Source organism: Streptomyces sp. NPDC003284 (genome assembly GCF_053589675.1).
Genome location: NZ_JBSFSI010000024.1, coordinates 94,378 through 111,994 on the forward strand (window position 1 = coordinate 94,378; position 17,617 = coordinate 111,994).

Consider the following 17,617-nt stretch of genomic DNA (forward strand, 5'->3'; position numbering starts at 1 on the left):
GTCACGGTGAGTGGCGGCGCGACTCCCGGTGTCCGTCTGACGTCGGCCGGGCCGGAAGTCGATGGGGGTGTGCCTGCCGGACGGGCCCGCGGCCGGTGGACGGCACGGACGGCGGATCCCGGTCGAAGGGCTGCGAAGGGACGCGAGGGACGCGAAGGGCTGCGAAGGGACGGGAAGGGACGCGAGGGACGCGAAGGGCTTCGAGGGGACGCGGAAGGGTTCAGCGCGGAGCGACGTCGAGAACGAGTGGGTCGGCGCGCCGCAGGAAGGACACGGGCTGGAGTCTCGCGGGAGCGGTGTCGGCGAGCGTGAAGCGGAAGCGCCGCAGCAGGGTCGCGACGACCAGTTTCAGCTCCATCATGGCCACACCCCGCCCGATGCAGACACGCGGTCCGTAGCCGAACGGGAGGTACGCGGCGCGGTGCGCCTCACCATGGGTGCCGCGGTGGAAGCGGCCGGGATCGAACCGTTCCGGCTCGGTCCAGTGGGCCGGATCCCGGTGCAGCGCGTACGGCGACACCAGCAGGACCGTGTCGCGGCCGAGGCGGTGGCCGCCCAGGGTGTACGTGCGCCGTACCCGTCTGCTCAGCAGCCAGCCCGGCGGGAAGAGCCGGATCGCCTCCAGGATGGTGTCCTCCGTGTACTCCAGGGTGTGCAGGTCCTCGTACCTGAGCGGCCGGTCCGACGGCAGGCGGTCCAGCTCGTCCACCACGCGCGCGGTGATCTCCGGATGGCGGCCGAGGAGGTCGAACAGCCAGACCGCCGCGGTCGCGGTCGTGAGCCATCCGGCGACGAAGGTCGTCTTCACCTCGGCCAGCAGCTCGTCGTCCGTCCAGCCCGCGCCGGTCTCCTCGTCGCGGCACTCCATCAGCATCCGGAGCAGGCCGGCCCGCTCCGGCGGGTGGGCGCGGTGGTCGTCGATGATCTCGGTGATGCTGGCGTTCAGCCGGGCCACCCCGTCGTCGAACCGGCGGCTCGCCGGGGTCGGCAGCCAGCGCGGCAGGCCCGCGGGCGCCCAGCGGCGGCGCTGCCGGTACTCCAGGCCGTAGTCGAAGGCGCGGGTCAGCTGGGCGGCGGTCTCCGGGACCGCCACACCGAACATCATCCGTACGATCATGCGCTGGAGCAGGTCCAGCAACGCGGCGCTGCAATCGACGGATCCCCGGGCCTCGGCGACCGGCGCGAGGCGCGAGACGGTCCGGTCGATCTCGTCCGCCGCCGAACCGAAGAGCTCCGGCAGGTGGGAGGTCCGGAAGGCGGGCTGCAACTCGTCGCGCCGCTTGCGCCACACCTCGCCCTGCATGGTGAACACCGACTCGCCGAACAGGGTGCCCAGCACGTCGTTGGTACGGGTCATACCGACGTCCGCGTACGGCGCGGTCATGACCGCCCGCACCAGATCCGGGTCGTTGACCTGGTAGAACGATCGTCTGCCGATCCGTCCGAGCCGGACGACCGGACCCCGGCGGCTCGCCTCGCCCAGGTAGGCGATCGGATCCTTCCGCATCCGCGCGATGCCGCCGAAGTACGGCAGCCCCGGCATGGCCGCCGGACGCGCCCGGCCGGCGGGTGCCGGTGGCGCGGCGGTCTCGGTCACCGGACGGCCTCCGGCGTCCGCCGGAAGTAGGCGTCCGCCCAGCGTTCCAGCGGGTCGGCGAGCTTGGGCAGCACCTCGGACAGCGCGTCGACGGCCAGGGAGATCCGGTCCCGGATGAGGAATTCGAGGAACGCGCGGGCCTGGACGCCGTCGAGGATGTCGCGTGTTCTCGCCACGTCCCGGCCGGCGGCCGGGGTGTGCAGCAGATCGACCAGCTCGTCGCGGCGGGGGTGGTCGAGCGCGAGGGCGTAGGCGAGGGGGGAGGTGACCTTGACGGGGTCCTTCTCCAGGTCGTCGCCACCGCCCCAGACGCCCCCGGCGTCGTCGAGCACCTGTACCGCGAACCCGATGTGGTGGCCGAAGCGGGCCAGCGCCTCGGCCGCCGCGTCCGGTGCCTCCATGGTGAGGGCCGCGCAGCGCAGCAGGCACTCGTAGATGACGGACGACTTCCAGCCGACGAGCTGTTCGTAGAAGAGCGCGACCCGGGTGGCGGCCCGCACGGGGTAAGGGGGCTCGGAACGCAGCTCGGAATAGCCCACGACGTCGAGGTACTCGCCGATCGACGCCGTCAGGCACGCCGAGCCCAGTTCGACGGTCGCCCGGGACACCGCCTGGACCGTCGCCGTGTCGGCCGCCGGGTCGAGCGCGGCCAGGGGGGCGCGCAGCACCTGGTCCTTCAGCGCCAGCACCAGCTCGATGGCGCCGGCACCGCCGAGCTGGCGCCACTGCTCCGACATCGGGTCGCGGTCCACGAGCTGGTCGATCGGCGCGGAGAGGTGGACCATCGTGAACCAGCCGCTCAGGACCCGCGCGGAGGCGTCGGAGGGCCGGTGGCCGAACTCCGTGGCGAGCAGGGTCAGCAACGGCTCCCACAGCCGGGTGCGCTTGCGCAGGGAGCGGGCGAACTCGGCCCTGATGGCGGGATGGCCGTCGAACGCGGGGTAGGACACCGCGTGTTCGGCCAGGTTCCATTCGATGTCGTCGCGCACGGGGGCGTTCATCCGTGTCCGACCTCCTCCGCGATCTCGAAGTCGACCATGTCGGTGTCGGTCATGGGAAGCCGCAGCATGCGCTCGTCCTCGGGGCTGGCGAGCAGTTCATCGAGGACGTGTCCGATCCGTGTGCGCTCGGCCGCGGGGACCGTTTCGAGCATGTCCCGCCTCTTCGCGGCATCGGAAGAGACGCCGGCTTCGAACAGCTTTGCCAAATCGACGAGATTGATGGGGTTCACGGCAGCAGTCACCTCGTTCATTTCCTTGCGGTAGGGGCCTGCTGGTCTAGAAATCGGCTGCCTGCACCACCGTGGGCGCGACGACCCGGCCTTCCTCCATGGATTTCTCCATGGCGGCCTGGATGTAGTGGGCATTGATACGGGAGAGCGCGCTCTTGGCCAGATCGGGGCTCTTGACGACGGAGTTCGCGGCGGTGATCGCGAGTTCGGCCACGGCGGGCCCGCAGTCCGCGAGCAGATTGCCGCGCCGGAAGCTGTTGCCGGCGATGACCGAGGCCGCCGCGTGGATGCTCAGGTAGGTGAAGGCGGTGATCAGCTCGGGGAACTCGGCCTGGGCCTTGTGCAGGTCGGCGATCAGTGACTTTCCGTCGAGAGAGATCACGGAGGCCATGAAGGTCTCGTAGTCGGTGGGCTGTGCGGCGGGCTTTTCGGCGTCGTCGGTCATCTGTTCGCCTTTCACGGGGAGGGCGGAGTTCCGGCCGTTCCGGCGTGTGCGGGAACAGTCGGCCCCGGTAATCCGTGTGTTCGAATCGTTCGGGAGGCGGGAAAATCGAACGGATCGGCGGTGACAAGGTTGTCAGTCCCTGCGGACTGAGTGCGCGTGCAGGTGAGTTCTTGATCCCGCATCAACCGGCTGGTGCGAGTCCGTGGTTATTCTGCGGCATCGCGGAATTGCCGTGGAGTCGGAAATCGGTCAACAGATCTCCAGCACGCCCGAAAAAGGCTGGTGGCGTGAATTCCTGTGACTGCCGTTGCGGGTGAGTCCGTAGTGCGGCGCAGACGTGTTTCCGAAAGATCTTACGGTGATGGCCGGGACCGGTCGTCCGGCGTGCCCGCCCGCCTTCCGGAGCTGCGGTCCGTCACCACGCCTCCGATTCCGCCGAGGACACAGAGGCCCGTTCTTTTCGCCGGCCGCCTCCGCGCAGCCGCGTCGCGAGCACCGGCAGGACCAGTACCGAGACCATCGCGGCGCCGACCAGTGCCGCGGCCCGGTCCCCGCCGAGCACCTTCTGGTCCACACCGATGGTGGTGATCGCCACGACGAGCGGCAGACATGTCGACGCGAACAGCGTGAGCGCCCGGCGGTCGCCGGGGCCGAGTCCGGGTGGCGCGAGGAGGCGGACCGGGCCGCCCCGCACCAGCAGGAACAGCAGCAGAAAGACGGGCACCAGCGCCGCCGCGCGTGGGTCGTGCATCAGGGCGCGCAGATCGAACTCGATCCCGGTCACCACGTAGAAGAGCGGCACGAGGAACCCGAACCCGAGGGCCTCGACCTTGCCGAAGACCTCCGCGCCGTGCGCGGGCGAGGCGCTGTGCAGCACGAGCCGGGTGAGGACGCCGGCGGCGAAGGCGCCCAGCAGGATGTCCAGGCCGAACGCCTGCGCCAGGGCGAGCATGCCCGCCAGCAGCAGCATGACGAAGCGGACCGCGAACTGGCCGCTGCTGTGCAGGGTCGTGGCGACGAGCCGGGAGAACCAGGCCCGCCGGGGCCGCAGTGCCCACCGGACGGCCCCCGCGGTGATCACGGCGAAAGCGACGAGCAGCACGGTCGACTCGCCCGGACCGCGTCCGCTGAGCAGCAGCGCCATGGCGACGACCGGCCCGAACTCGCCCACCGCGCCGAAGGCGGACACCACCGTGCCGAAGCGGCTGCGCAGTTCCCCCTGGTCCCGCAGGATCGGCAGCACGGTGCCCAGTGCCGTACTGGTCAGCGCGGTGCCGATGACGAACGCCTGGTAGGCCGCGCCGCCGCTGATCAGGAAGCCGAGCCCGATGCCGGCGGCGAGGGAGACGAGCCAGGCGGCCGTGGCGCGGCGCAGGGTGGACCCGCGGACCGCCGCGAACTCGATCTCGTACCCGGCGAGGAAGATGAGCATGGCCAGGCCCAGGTCGGAGAGGGTGTCGACGACCCGGTCGGGGTGGGCCCAGCCGAGCACCGCGGGGCCGATGACGATACCGAGCACGATCTCGAAGATGACCAGCGGCACCCGGACCAGGCGTGTCACCGCCTCGGCGAGGACCGGTGCGAGGACGGCCGCCGCCATGATCAGGACGAGGGTGCCGGGGTGGGCCATGGTCCGCTCAGCAGGTGCCGGGGCGGCGCGTCGCGGAGCGGCGACCGCGAGGACGGTGCCCACGCCGCCCGGCGTCGGACTCGGCTGGGGTGTTCCGGTACATCTCGTGCTCCTCGTGGCGACCGGCCGGGACCGCGACGGGATTCGGCACGGACCACGGTCACCACGGCCAGCCTCACCCGGACCGCGCGCCCGGCACGACCGGTCGTACGCCGTAGGAGGGAAGCCCGGACGCACCGCGCCGCCACGGCACCCGCGCCCCGCCCCAGGGCCCTGGACGCGCGTGCCGTGCCGTCCTTCAGTTCCCCGGGCCCGCCCCCGCGTGGGCGACCTCGGGGACGGGACGCTCGCCGGTGCCGTCTGCGCCGTTCTCGCCGCCCTCGGCGTCCCCGTCCCGCCGGAGCCAGGTCAGCAGCGGGCCCGTCATCGCGGTCGTCGCGACCGCTACCACCACCAGCAGCGAGTACCAGCGGCCGTCGAGCAGGCCCGCCTGCTTGCCCACGTTGAGCGCGATGAGTTCGGTCAGGCCCCGGGTGTTCATCAGCGCCCCGATGACGGCGCTCTGCCGCCAGCTCCCGCCGCTGAGCCGCGCGGCGAGCGTGCAGCCCCCGAGCTTGGCGACGACCGCCACCCCGAACAGCGCGAGCAGCAGCAGCACGTCCGCGCCGCCCAGCCCGCCGATGTCGACGGACCAGCCGGTGGTGATGAAGAAGACCGGAAGCAGCAGGCTGCCCGCCCGGTCCGCCCACGACACCAGCTCCGGGTCGGGGGTGCCGTCCGTACGGCGCGGCATCAGCAGCCCGGCCAGGAACGCCCCGAACACCGCGTGCAGGCCGAGCACGCTGGTCGCCCACCCGGACAGCAGCGCCACCGCGATCAGCGGTCCGTCGCGCAGCGTCCCCCGGAGGGCGGCGGTGCGCCGCAGCACCGGCCGGGCCACCGCCAGCATCGCCAGCAGATAGCAGGCCAGCAGCCCGATCAGCACCGCCGGGGAGCGGCCTCCCGAACCGGCGAGTGCGACGACACCGGCCAGCAGCACCCAGCCGACGACGTCGGTCAGCGCCGCGGCGGCCGTGGCCACCGTGCCCGGTGTCGTCGCGGACAGCCCGCGGTCGCGGACGATGCTCGCGAGGACGGGCATCGCCGTGATGGAGAGCGCGACCGCCAGGTACAGCGGGAAGGCCCAGCCGTCGGGAACGCCCTGCGGCGCCAGATCGCTGCCGAGGACGAGCCAGCCGAGCCCCGCGCCCGCCGCCATGGGGACGGCGAGCGCGGCGGCGGACACCGTGGTGACCGCCCGGCCCTGGTGGCGCAGCAGGGACGTGTCCAGCTCGCAGCCCACGGAGAACATGAACAGCACCAGCGCCACCTGGCCGAGCACCCCGAGGTGGGGCAGTGCCTCGTCCGGGACCAGCGCGGAGCTGGGGTCGCCGGGGAACCGGCCCAGCACGCTCGGCCCGAGGACGATGCCCACGAGCACCTGGCCGATCACCGGCGGCTGCCCGACCCGGCGGGCCAGCGCCGAGAGCCCGGCGGCGAGGGCGACGACCACACCGGTGGCCGCCAGCACGCTCGACGTGATCTCCTCGGCACTCACCGGACCGCCCCCGTACCGGTGACGGCGCGCCCGGTCATGCGGCCGGGCCCCCCTGCGCGGACACGGCGGCCGCGGCGTCCGCCGTCACCGGCACGGCCCAGCCGAGACCGTCGGACGAGGCGACCAGGCCGCCCTCGAACAGCGGCTTCTCCAGGGTGGTCGCACCGCCCATGGAGGCGCGGGCCTGGACCTCGTTCATGCCCTGCATCACCTCCGTCACCACCTGGGTGCCGAACAGCTCGCCCATCCGCTCGCCGCTCTCGGTCTGCGCGGGCCCGGTGCGGGTGACCGCGTCCGCCAGCTCCCTGGAGGAGCCGCCGAAACGCTCCTTGAGCGTTTCCAGGTCGGTCAGCGCCGACTCGCCGGAGGAGACACCGCCGACCAGCTCCACGAACGCCCGCAGGTCGGTCGCCTCGGCCCGGGACACCTTGCGGGCCTGCCAGAAGTACGACTCCTCGTTGTGCTGCATGTCGTAGAAGGCGAGCAGGAATTCGTAGAAGACGCCGTACTCGCGGCGGTAGCGGCGCTCGAACTCGCCGAAGGCGCGCTCCTCGTCCAGCTCGCCGTCGAGCGCGCTGTTGATCGAACGGGCCGCCAGCAGACCGCCGTAGGTGGCCAGGTGGACGCCGGTGGAGAACACCGGGTCGACGAAGCAGGCCGCGTCGCCGACCAGCACCATGCCGGGCTGCCAGAAGCGCTCCATGGCGTACGAGTAGTCCTTGCGGACGCGCAGTTCGCCGTAGGGGCCCTCGGTGACGCGCTCGGCGTCCTGGAGGAATTCCTTGATCATCGGGGCCTGCTCGATGAACTGGGCCATGGCGGCCTCGGGGTCGCGCGAGAGGGTGCCGACCTGGGAGCGGTTGACGACCGCGCCGACGCTGGTGAGCGTGTCGGTGAGCGGGATGTACCAGAACCAGCCGTCGTCCCAGGCGCAGCACAGGATGTTGCCGGCGTCCGGGCCGGGCAGCCGCTTGCCGCCCTCGTAGTAGCCGTAGAGGGCCACATTGCGGAAGAAGTCCGAGTAGTTGCGCTTGCCGACCGTGCGGGCGAGCTTGCTGTTGCTGCCGGAGGCGTCGACCACGTACCGGGCGGCGGTCTCGTGGGTGCGGCCGTCCTCATCGGTCCAGCGCAGCCCGGTGATCCGCTCGCCCTCGCTCAGCGTGGCCACGGCCGTGCACCGTTCGCGGACCTCGACGCCGAGGCGGCGGGCGTTGTCGAGGAGGATCTTGTCGAACTTCATGCGCTCCACCTGGTAGGCGGTGGAGGTGGGGCCGGACATCAGCGGGGAGTAGGCGAACAGGAAGTTCCACGGCTCGGGGTTGGAACCCCAGCGGAACGTGCCGCCGCGCTTCGGCATGAAACCGGCCTTCTCCAGTTCCTCGGTCACCCCGAGGAAGCGGCAGACGCCGTGGATCGTCGCGGGCAGCAGTGACTCGCCGATCTGGTGGCGGGGGAAGGACTCCTTCTCCAGCAGCAGGACGCGGTGGCCGGCCATCGCGACCAGGGCGGCGGTGGTGGAGCCGCCGGGGCCGCCGCCGACCACCACGACGTCGTAGGAGCCGGCGGGACCCGCCGGGGTGGTGCCGGTGGCGTGCTCGGGCGTGGACATGTGATTCTCCCTGGGAGGACGGCCGGAGCCGGTGGGATGGGCGGTTGCGTGTCGTACGGGCCGCTCGGGCCGGACGGCGGCGCCCGAGAGGATCGGGCGGGGCCGGTACGGCGGGGGCGGCGGGACAGGTGCCGTGCAAGAGGCGGTGTCGGAAACGGGGCCTGGGGCCCGGCGACGACCTGCCCGGCAACGCAAGTAAGGCTTACCTTAGTTGGCTGGCGGACGCCGGGTCAATCGCCGTCGGCGGCCGCTGCGGGCCCCCGTCCGGGACGGCCCGCAGGGCCGCGTCCAGCAGGGGACCGATCTCGTCCAGCGCACCCGCCGACATCATCTCGTCGTGACCGCAGTCCAGTACGTGCTCGGTCAGCGCGCCGTCGATGTGGGCGGGCCACACCAGGCCCGGTGCGTCCTGCGCGAGGGTGGAGCGCGCGGCGGTGAAGAACAGCACCGGACCACGGAAGTGCCGGGTCCGGCTGCGCGAGAGCAGCCGCACACAGTGCACATTGGTGTCGACGAGAGCGTGCAGCAACTCCTCGTCGAACCCGGCGAGCAGACCCTGGCTGTCCCGGATCGCGGCGACCGCCTCGGCGCGGCTCACCGCACCGCCGGTGCCGCCGTCGAGACCGGCCACCGACAGCAGGAAGCCGCTCTCCTCCCGCTCCAGCCGCTCCCGCCAGTCGGGGGAGTCGAGGTGGGACCAGTCCTCCCGCTCGGGCGGGTAGGCGTCCAGCAGCGCGAGGAACGCCACCTCCTCGCCCCGCTCCTGGAGCATCGCCGCCAGCGTGTGCGCCACCGTGCCGCCGAAGGAGTAACCGGCGAAGTGGTACGGCCCCTCGGGCTGGACGGCGCGGATCTCCGCCAGGTACAGCTCGCACAGCCCGGCCACGTCCGCGACGGCGGGCAGGTGACCCGACAGGCCCGGTGACTGCACGCCGTACACCGGCCGCTCCGGGTCCAGGTTCCGCAGCAGACCGGTGTACTGCCAGCTGAATCCGGAGGCCGGGTGGAAGCAGAACAGCGGCGCCCTGGAACCCCGTTCGCGCAGCGGCAGCACGACCCGCAGGGCGTCCCGGCGGGCGTCGGTGCCGATCCGCGCGGCCACCCCGGCCACCGTCGGCGCCGACATCACCGTACCGACCTGCACCGGCACCCCCAGCTCGGCGCGGATCCGGCCCACCAGCCGCATCGCCAGCAGCGAATGGCCGCCCAGATCGAAGAAGTTGTCCTCCACGCCGACCCGTTCGAGCCCCAGCACCTCGGCGAACAGCCCGCACAGCAGCTCCTCGCGGGTGTCCTTCGGCGGGCGGCCCCCGCCCGTGTCCCCGAAGGAGGGCGCGGGCAGCGCGGCGCGGTCCACCTTGCCGTTGACCGTCAGCGGCAGCGCGTCCAGCGGGACGAACACGGACGGCACCATGAACTCCGGCAGCAGCGCCGACAGTCTGGCCCGCAGCGCGTCCGGCCCCGGCTCGTCCGGGGCGTCCGTACCGCCGGAGGCGGCGACGGTGTACGCCACCAGCCGCTTCACCCCGCCGGGACCCGTGTGCACGGCGACCGCGGCGGCGGCCACCGCCGGATCGCCGGTGAGCGCCGACTCGATCTCGCCCAGCTCGATCCGGAAACCGCGGATCTTCACCTGGTGGTCGGTACGGCCCAGGTAGTCGAGCTGCCCGTCCGCCCGCCAGCGCACCAGGTCGCCGGTGCGGTACATCAGCGTGCCGGACCCGCCGAACGGGTCGGCCACGAACCGCTCCGCCGTCAGCGCCGGGCGCCGGAAGTAGCCGCGCGCCAGCCCCGCCCCCGCCAGATACAGCTCGCCCGGGACCCCGCGCGGCACCGGCCGCAGCGCGCTGTCGAGCACATAGGCGCGGGTGTTGTGGATGGGCCGGCCGACGCAGGAGGACGCGCTCGCGTCCGCGTCCGCGCCGAGCGCGTTGATGGTGTACTCGGTGGGGCCGTAGAGGTTGTAGCCCAGGGTGCCCTCGGTGTCCCGCAGCAGCGTCCACAGCGAGTCCGGCACCGCCTCGCCGCCGAGCAGCACCAGCGTCGGCCGGTGCCGGTCCGCGTCCAGCAGACCGGCGTCGACCAACTGCTGCCCGTAGGACGGGGTGACGTTGACGACGTCGATGCCGACCCGGTCGTAGTGCGCGGTCAGCGCCGCCGGGTCCAGCCGCAGGTCCTCGCCGATGACGTGCACCTCGTGCCCGTCCACCAGCCAGAAGAACTCCTCCCAGGACATGTCGAAGGCGAACGACACCGTGTGCGCGACCCGCATCCGGCGCCCGCCCGCCAGCTCCGCGGCCGGACCGAAGATGCGCTCGCGGTGGTTGAACAGCATGTTGACCAGTCCGGCGTAGGGCACCACGACCCCCTTGGGGCGGCCCGTCGAACCGGACGTGTAGATCAGGTAGGCCGGGTGGCGGCCGTCCCGGGGCGCGAGCAGCTCGTCCTCGGTGACCGGCGCGCCCGAGCGGCCCGCGAGGTCCGCCACGGTCGGCGGCGCGTCCAGCACCAGCGGCGGCACACCCGGCACGCTCGGCACCCGGCCGGTGACCGCCGTCGAGGTCACCAGGCACAGCGGCGCGGCGTCCTCGACCATCGCCGCCAGCCGGTCCACCGGATGGTCCAGGTCCAGCGGCAGATACGCGGCGCCCGTCCGCAGCACCGCGAACAGGGCGACGACGAAGTCCGCCGAACGCGGCAGGCCCAGCGCCACCGTGCGCTCGGGACCGGCGCCCCGCTCGATCAGGGCCCGCGCCAGACGGCAGGACCGCTCGTCCAGCTCGGCGTAGCTCAGCCGCTCGTCCTCGAAGACCAGCGCCGTCGCGTCCGGAGTGGCCGCGGCCTGCCCCGCGAACAGGTCGATCAGCGACACGTCCGGCACCGGGTGCCCCGTGTCGTCGCCCAGTTCCAGCAGCGCCGCCCGCTCCTCGTCCGCCAGCGCGTGCAGCCGGCCCACCGCGGTGGCACCGCCCGCCGCGAACTGCGAGACCAGACGGCGCAGCCGGGCCGCCAGCTCCCCGGCGGTCGCCGCGTCGTACAGGTCGGGCCGGTAGGCGAGACTCAGCTCCAGCGAGGCGCCGGGCGTCACCGCCAGCGTCAGCGGGTAGTGGGTGCCGTCCACACTGTGCGTCCAGCCGATGCCGTACCGGGCGACGGCCTCCTCGCGGGCGGCGTCGTCCAGCGGCGTGTTCCGGAACACGTACAGCGTGTCGAACAGGGTCCCGAGCCCGGTGGCCTGCTGGATGCGGCCGAGCCCCAGATAGTGGTGCGGCAGCAGCTCGGCGTGCTCGCGCTGCACCCGTACCAGCAGGTCCCGCAGCGGCTCGTCCGGGCGCAGCGTCACCCGGAACGGCAGCGTGTTCATGAACATGCCGATCATATGGTCGACGCCGGGCACATCCGCCGGGCGGCCCGAGACCGTGGCACCGAACACCACGTCGTCCCGGCCGGTCAGCGCCGCCAGCGACAGCGCCCAGGCGGCCGACAGCACGGTGTTCAGCGTCACCCCGCAGCCACGGGCGAACTGCCGCAGCCCGTCGCTGAGTTCCTCGCCGAGCGCGATGTCCACCACCTCGGCGGTGACCGGCTGCCGCGCCGGATCGGCCGGTGCGACCAGGGTCGCCTGGTCCAGCCCCGACAGATGCGCCCGCCAGGCGTCCAGCGCCGCCGGGGAGTCGGTGTCCGCGAGCCACCGCAGATAGTCCCGGTACGGCGTCACCGGGGGCAGCGAGTCCAGGTCGCCGCCGCGCCCGTACAGCGCGAACAGCTCCTCGAAGAACAGCGACTCCGACCAGCCGTCGGTCAGGATGTGATGCTGCGTCACACACAGCATCCAGCGGTCCTCGGCGAACTTGAGCAGGGTGACGCGCATCAGCGGCGGCGCGGACAGGTCGAAGCGGGTCGCCGCGTCGGCGAGGGAGAACTCACGCTGCGCGGCCCGTTGCGCCTCCTCGTCGAGGCCGGTCAAGTCCTCGATCCGCCACGGCAGTTCCCACGCGGCCGGGACGGCCTGCACCGGCTGGGGCAGACCCTCGTGCCAGAAGCCCGAGCGCAGATGGGGATGCCGGCGCAGCATCGCGTCGAACGCGGCCCGCAGCGCGCCCGTGTCGACGGCGTGCCGCAGCTCCACGAAGTTCTGCATCAGATAGACGTCCAGCGCCCGGTCGTCGTACACCGCGTGGAAGTACAGGCCCTCCTGGAGCGGCGCCAGCGGCAGCACCTCGGCGATCTCACCGAACGCCCCGGCGAGCGCCGCCCGCCCGGCCGCGTCCGGGACCACCAGCGGCTCCCGGGACACGACCGGGGCGGCACCGGCGTCCACAGCGCGGGCGGCGGCCGCCAGACCCGCCGGGGTGCGCTGCTCGAACACATCGCGCGGGGAGAGCACCAGGCCCTCCTTACGCGCCCGCGTCACCAGCTGGATGGAGACGATGCTGTCACCGCCCAGGGCGAAGAAGTCGTCGTCCACACCCGCCGAGGCCAGGCCCAGCACCTCCGTGAAGACCCGGCACAGCGTCTCCTCACGGGCGTCGCGCGGCGCCCGGGACACCGCCGCGCCCGTCAGCACCGGAGCGGGCAGCGCGGCCCGGTCCAGCTTGCCGTTGACCGTCGTCGGCAGCGCCTCCACCACCACGACGGCTGCCGGAACCAGGTGATCGGGCAGCACCGCCGCCAGCTCCGCGCGGACCGCCACCGGATCGGCGGCGCCCGTCACATAGCCGACCAGCCGCCTGACCCCGGGAGTGTCCTCGCGGACCACGACCGCGGCGGACGTCACACCGTCCAGCGAGACGAGCGCGGACTCCACCTCGCCCGGCTCGATCCGGTACCCCCGGATCTTCACCTGGTCGTCGGCCCGCCCCAGATACTCCAACTCCCCGTCCGCGCCCAGCCGTACGAGGTCACCGGTGCGGTACATCCGGGTGCCGGGCGGGCCGTAGGGGTCGGCGACGAACCGCTCGGCGGTCAGCGCGAACCGGCCCAGATAGCCGCGCGCCGTACCGTGACCGGCGAGGTACAGCTCGCCCGTCGTCCCCGCCGGGACCGGGCGCAGCGCGCCGTCCAGCACATAGGCGCCGGTGTTGCCGATGGGCCGCCCCACGACCGGCGTGCCGCGCACGGAGAGGTCGGCGGCGAGCGCGTCCACCGTGTACTCGGTCGGCCCGTACAGGTTCACCGACATGACGCCACCGGCGTCCCGCACCTCGGACCACAGCTCCGGCGGCACCGCCTCGCCGCCGAGCAGCAGCAGCGCGGGCCGGTGGTGCGCGGCGTCCAGCAGACCCCAGTCGAGCAGTTGTCGGGCGTAGGTGGGGGTCACGTCCATCGCGTCGATGCGCCGCCCGCGGACGTATCCCACCACGAACTCCGCGTCACGGCGGCCCACTTCGTCCAGCACATGCAGTTCGTGCCCGGCGATCAGCCAGAACAGCTGCTCCCAGGAGGTGTCGAAGCTGAACGACGCCGTGTGCAGGGCCCGCAGGGTGCGCCCGCCCGCCGCCGCGACCACCGGACCGAAGACCTCGCCGATGTGGTTCGCGTACAGGTTGGACAACCCGCCGTGGGTGAGCACCACTCCCTTGGGCCGGCCCGTCGAACCCGAGGTGTAGATCACGTACGCCGGGTGCTCCGCCACCACGTCCGGGCACCCGGGCGCCGCCTCGGACGCGATCGGCCCGGCCCAGGTCGCGGGCGCGTCCAGCAGGATGCGCTCCGGCCCGCCCGACCGCGGCAGCAGACCGACCGCGTCGGAGGTGGTCAGCACGCACACCGGAGCGGCGTCGTCGAGCATGTACGCCAGCCGGTCCGCCGGATGGTCCAGGTCGAGCGGCAGATAGGCACCACCGGCCCGCAGCACCGCGAGGATCGCCACCACCGACTCCGCCGACCGGGGCACCGCCAGCGCCACCACCGACTCCGGGCCCACCCCGCGCGCGACGAGCAGCGCGGCCAGCCGCGCGGCCCGCCGCTCCAGCTCCGCGAAGGTGAGCGTCACCTCGCCCGCGACCACCGCGACGGCGTCCGGCGTCCGCGCCGCCTGCTCCGCGAACCGGTCCGCGACCGTCCCGCCCGGTACGTCCCGCACCGGACCCCGCCAGCTCTCGCGCACCCGCCGGGACTCCGCCTCGGGCAGCAGCTCCAGGGCGCCGACAGCGACTTCGGAGGGCCCGGACAGCCGCTCCAGCGCCAGCGCCAGACGTCCGGCGAGCAGTTCCGCGTGCCGGGCGTCGAACAGATCGGGCCGGTACTCCAGACGCAGCAGAGCACGCTCCTCCAGGGCCACGGCGAGGGTCAGCGGATAGTGCGTGGCGTCACGCGCCTCCACCCCGGTCACCCGGAGCCCGCCGCCGACCGTGCGCGTCGCCCCCGGGTCCACGGGATAGTTCTCGATCACCACGAGCGTGTCGAACAGCTCCCGGCCGGCCGCCTGCTTCTGGATCGGGCCGAGCCCCAGATGGTGGTGGGCCAGCAGTGCGTTCTGCTCGTCCCGGAACCGCCGCAGCAGCCCCGCCACGCTCTCCTCCGGGCGCGGCACCAGCCGGACCGGCACAGTGGTGATGAACAGGCCGAGCATCGACTCGACCCCCGGTATCTCGTCCGGGCGCCCCGACACCGTCAGACCGAACACCACGTCCTGACGCCCCGTCAACTGACCTATGACCAGGCCCCACGCGCACTGGATCAGGGTGCTCGGCGTCGTCCCGAGCCGCCGCGCGGCCGCCGTCAGCCGCGCCGTGGCCCCGGCCGACAGCTTCAGCGTATGCACACCCGGCCGCACCGCCGGACGCGCCGGATCGGGCGGCGCCACCAGCGTCGGCTCCTCCAGCGCCGCCAGCGCCCGCCGCCAGGCGGCCTCGGCCGCCGCCACGTCCTGCTTCTTCAGCCACTTCAGATGGTCCCGGTACGGACGCACCGCGGGCAGCGCGGACGCGTCGCCGTCACTGCCGTACAGCGCCAGCAGATCGCCCACCAGCAGCGGCATGGACCATCCGTCCACCAGGATGTGGTGCACGGTGATCACCAGCCGGTGGTCGTCGTCGGCGACCCGGGCCAGCACCAGCCGCACCAGCGGCGGCCGGTGCAGCTCGAACCGCCGCTCCAGCTCGGCGCGTTCCAGCTCGGCCAGCGCCCGCCCGGCCTCCCCGGCGGCGGACAGATCGGCGCGATCGACCCCGATGCGCACCTCCACCGGCACGAACTGCACCGGCTGCGGCACCCCTTCGTGCCAGAACCCGGCCCGCAGATTCGGGTGCCGCCGCAGCAGCGCCACCGCCGCCCGCTCCAGCCGGGCCGCGTCGACCGGCCCCGCCAGCGCCACCGTGACCTGCACGGTGTACACATCGGCGGCGCCCCGCCCGGCGTCGTAGACGGAATGGAACAACATGCCCTGCTGCAAGGGGGACAGCGGCAGCATGTCCTCGATCCGAGCCTGCTTCACTGCTGGGCCCTCCACATTTCTTCGAGCATGGTGATCTGGTCCTGGTCGAGTTCGAGCAGGTCGAGGTCCGAGGGCGTGTGCCCGGCGGTCGCCCCGCCGTCCGCCCAGGCGGTAAAGGTGTCCAGCGCGTCCAGCCAGCCGTCCGCCAGCGCGCTGACGGTGCCCTGGGACAGGACCCCGCCCGCCCACACGAACGACGCCGCGAGCTGCGGCCCGTCCGGTCCGCCCGTCACCTCGGCGACGACCTCCAGCGCGTGGGAGAGCGGAAGGGCCGGATCAGGGGCCACGGCCAGGGCGTCCGCCTCGGGGGCCGGACCCCAGTCGGCGGTGGCGCGGGCCGTCTGGCGGCCCAGGTAGTTCCACAGGATCTCGGCCGCGCCGGGACCGAACAGCCCGGCCGTACCGGCGTTCAGCCGGCGCAGCAGACCCGCGCCCACCCCGCCGTCCGGCACACCGCGCACCTGCTCCTTGACCTCCTTCAGAGCCGCGCCCGCGTCCTCGGACCCCGCCAGCACGGCCGCCGGGTCATAGGCGCGCGCCCCCAGCCGCAGCGGATACACCGAGGTCAGCCAGCCGACCGTACGGGTCAGATCGGCGCCCGGCACGAGATCCTGCTCCCGGCCGTGCCCCTCCAGGTCCACCGCGAACCCGGCCGCCTCCGCCGACCGGCCCGCACGGGCCGCCCAGTCGCCCACGGACACCGCGAACGCGGTCAGCAGGATGTCGTTCACCGTGCCGTGCACCGCCGAGGGGACCCGCTCCAGCAGCGGTGCCGTCCGCTCGGCCGACAGCCGCACATCGAGCCTGCGCGCCGTCGACACGGTGTCCCGCCCCGGATCCAGCGCCCGGTCGGTGAGCAGCCGCCCGCGCTGTGCCTCCGCCAGCCAGCGGTCCAGCTCCGCCAGCCGACGCGCACTGTGCGCCTCGGCGAGCAGCCCGGCCGTCCAGGTCCGCAGCGACGTCGGCACCGGCTCCGGCGCGGGCGCCCGGCCCGCCGCCGCGGCCTCCCAGGCCGCCCGCAGATCGGGCAGCAGGATCTGCCATGACACCTCGTCGACCACCAGATGGTGCGCCACCAGCAGCAGCCTGCCCGGCCCGGCCGGACCGGCGTCGAGGAACACCGCCCGCACCGTCCGTCCGGCCACCGGATCCAGCTCCCCGGCCGCCCGGTCCGACTCGCGCGCCACCAGCTCACGCAGCGCCCCGTCACCGAGGCCCACGGCGTCCACCGTACGCAGCACCGAAGCGGCCGCCAGTGCGCCCACCGGCCGCACCTCGGCGCTCCACAGCCCCGGCCGCGCCACCGTCAGCGCCAGCCGAAGCCCGTCGTGCCGGTCCAGCACCGCCTGGAGCGCCGTGACCAGATCGGCCGCGCGCACTCCGGCGGGCAGCCGCACCAGTCGGGCCTGACAGAAGCGCTCGTACGGGCCGCCCCGGGCCGCCAGCCAGTGCGCGGCCGGCGGCAGCACCAGGGGCCCGGTGCCCACGTCCGCCGGACGCGGAGCCGTACCGGTGTCCTCGGGCGCCACGACCACGGCGAGCGCGGCCGGTGTCGGATGCTGGAACACCTGGCGTGCCGTGACGGTGAGCCCGGCCTTGCGGGCGAGGCTCACCAGCCGGATCGAGACGATGCTGTCGCCGCCCAGCTCGAAGAAGTTGTCCTCGACGTCCACGGCCGGCAGCCCGAGCACCTCGGCCATCAGCCGGGCGAGCACCTGCGCCGCCCCCGCACCCGCTCCCGAGGAGACGGACCGGGCCGCACCCGAGGGCACGGGCAGAGCACGGCGGTCGAGCTTGCCGTTCGTGCTCAGCGGCAGGGCGTCCAGCGTCACGAAGAGCGCCGGGACCATGTACGTGGGCAGCCGCTCCGCCGCATGGGCACGCAGCTCGTCCGGTACGACGGCCGCACCGGGCGCGGGCACCACATAGGCGACGAGCTGCTGCACCCCCGGCCGGTCCTCGCGGACGTGTGCGGCGGCTTGTGCGATGCCGGGTGTGTCGGTCAACGCGGTTTCGATTTCGCCGAGTTCGATGCGTTGGCCGCGGAGTTTGACTTGGTGGTCGGTGCGG

General features: G+C 73.3%; 9 protein-coding genes. All 9 read right to left on the bottom strand.

What is annotated here, in order from left to right:
• Positions 1 to 220: 220 nt before the first annotated feature.
• Positions 221 to 1,597 carry a cytochrome P450 gene (locus ACWDYF_RS33025; RefSeq protein ID WP_389472765.1) on the bottom strand — a complete coding sequence of 459 codons (1,377 nt, stop codon included), beginning with the start codon at positions 1,595 to 1,597 and terminating at the stop codon, positions 221 to 223.
• Positions 1,594 to 2,598, bottom strand: coding sequence for a polyprenyl synthetase family protein (locus ACWDYF_RS33030; RefSeq protein WP_389472762.1), 1,005 nt, complete (start codon positions 2,596 to 2,598; stop codon positions 1,594 to 1,596). Before ACWDYF_RS33030 ends, ACWDYF_RS33025 begins: the two co-directional genes overlap by 4 nt.
• Entirely contained in the window at positions 2,595 to 2,849 is a 255-nt protein-coding gene (locus ACWDYF_RS33035) for a hypothetical protein (protein WP_381736911.1), read from the bottom strand. The genes ACWDYF_RS33030 and ACWDYF_RS33035 overlap by 4 nt, the downstream gene beginning before the upstream one ends.
• A gap of 25 nt (positions 2,850 to 2,874) precedes the next feature.
• Positions 2,875 to 3,273 (bottom strand): hypothetical protein, encoded by a 399-nt coding sequence (locus ACWDYF_RS33040; protein WP_381736910.1) that lies wholly within the window; start codon positions 3,271 to 3,273, stop codon positions 2,875 to 2,877.
• Positions 3,274 to 3,688: 415 nt separating this feature from the next.
• Positions 3,689 to 4,903 carry a cation:proton antiporter gene (locus ACWDYF_RS33045; RefSeq protein WP_389472813.1) on the bottom strand — a complete coding sequence of 405 codons (1,215 nt, stop codon included), beginning with the start codon at positions 4,901 to 4,903 and terminating at the stop codon, positions 3,689 to 3,691.
• Between the two features lie 298 nt (positions 4,904 to 5,201).
• Positions 5,202 to 6,500 (bottom strand): cation:proton antiporter, encoded by a 1,299-nt coding sequence (locus ACWDYF_RS33050; protein ID WP_389472758.1) that lies wholly within the window; start codon positions 6,498 to 6,500, stop codon positions 5,202 to 5,204.
• Positions 6,501 to 6,534: 34 nt separating this feature from the next.
• Positions 6,535 to 8,109: a tryptophan 7-halogenase gene (locus ACWDYF_RS33055; protein WP_381736908.1), complete on the bottom strand. Its 1,575-nt coding sequence runs from the start codon at positions 8,107 to 8,109 to the stop codon at positions 6,535 to 6,537.
• Between the two features lie 202 nt (positions 8,110 to 8,311).
• A complete protein-coding gene (locus ACWDYF_RS33060; RefSeq protein WP_389472810.1) occupies positions 8,312 to 15,523 on the bottom strand; it encodes an amino acid adenylation domain-containing protein in 7,212 nt (2,403 codons plus the stop codon).
• A gap of 20 nt (positions 15,524 to 15,543) precedes the next feature.
• The coding region (locus ACWDYF_RS33065) for a condensation domain-containing protein (protein WP_451584318.1) at positions 15,544 to 17,617 on the bottom strand (2,074 nt) is incomplete at its 5' end.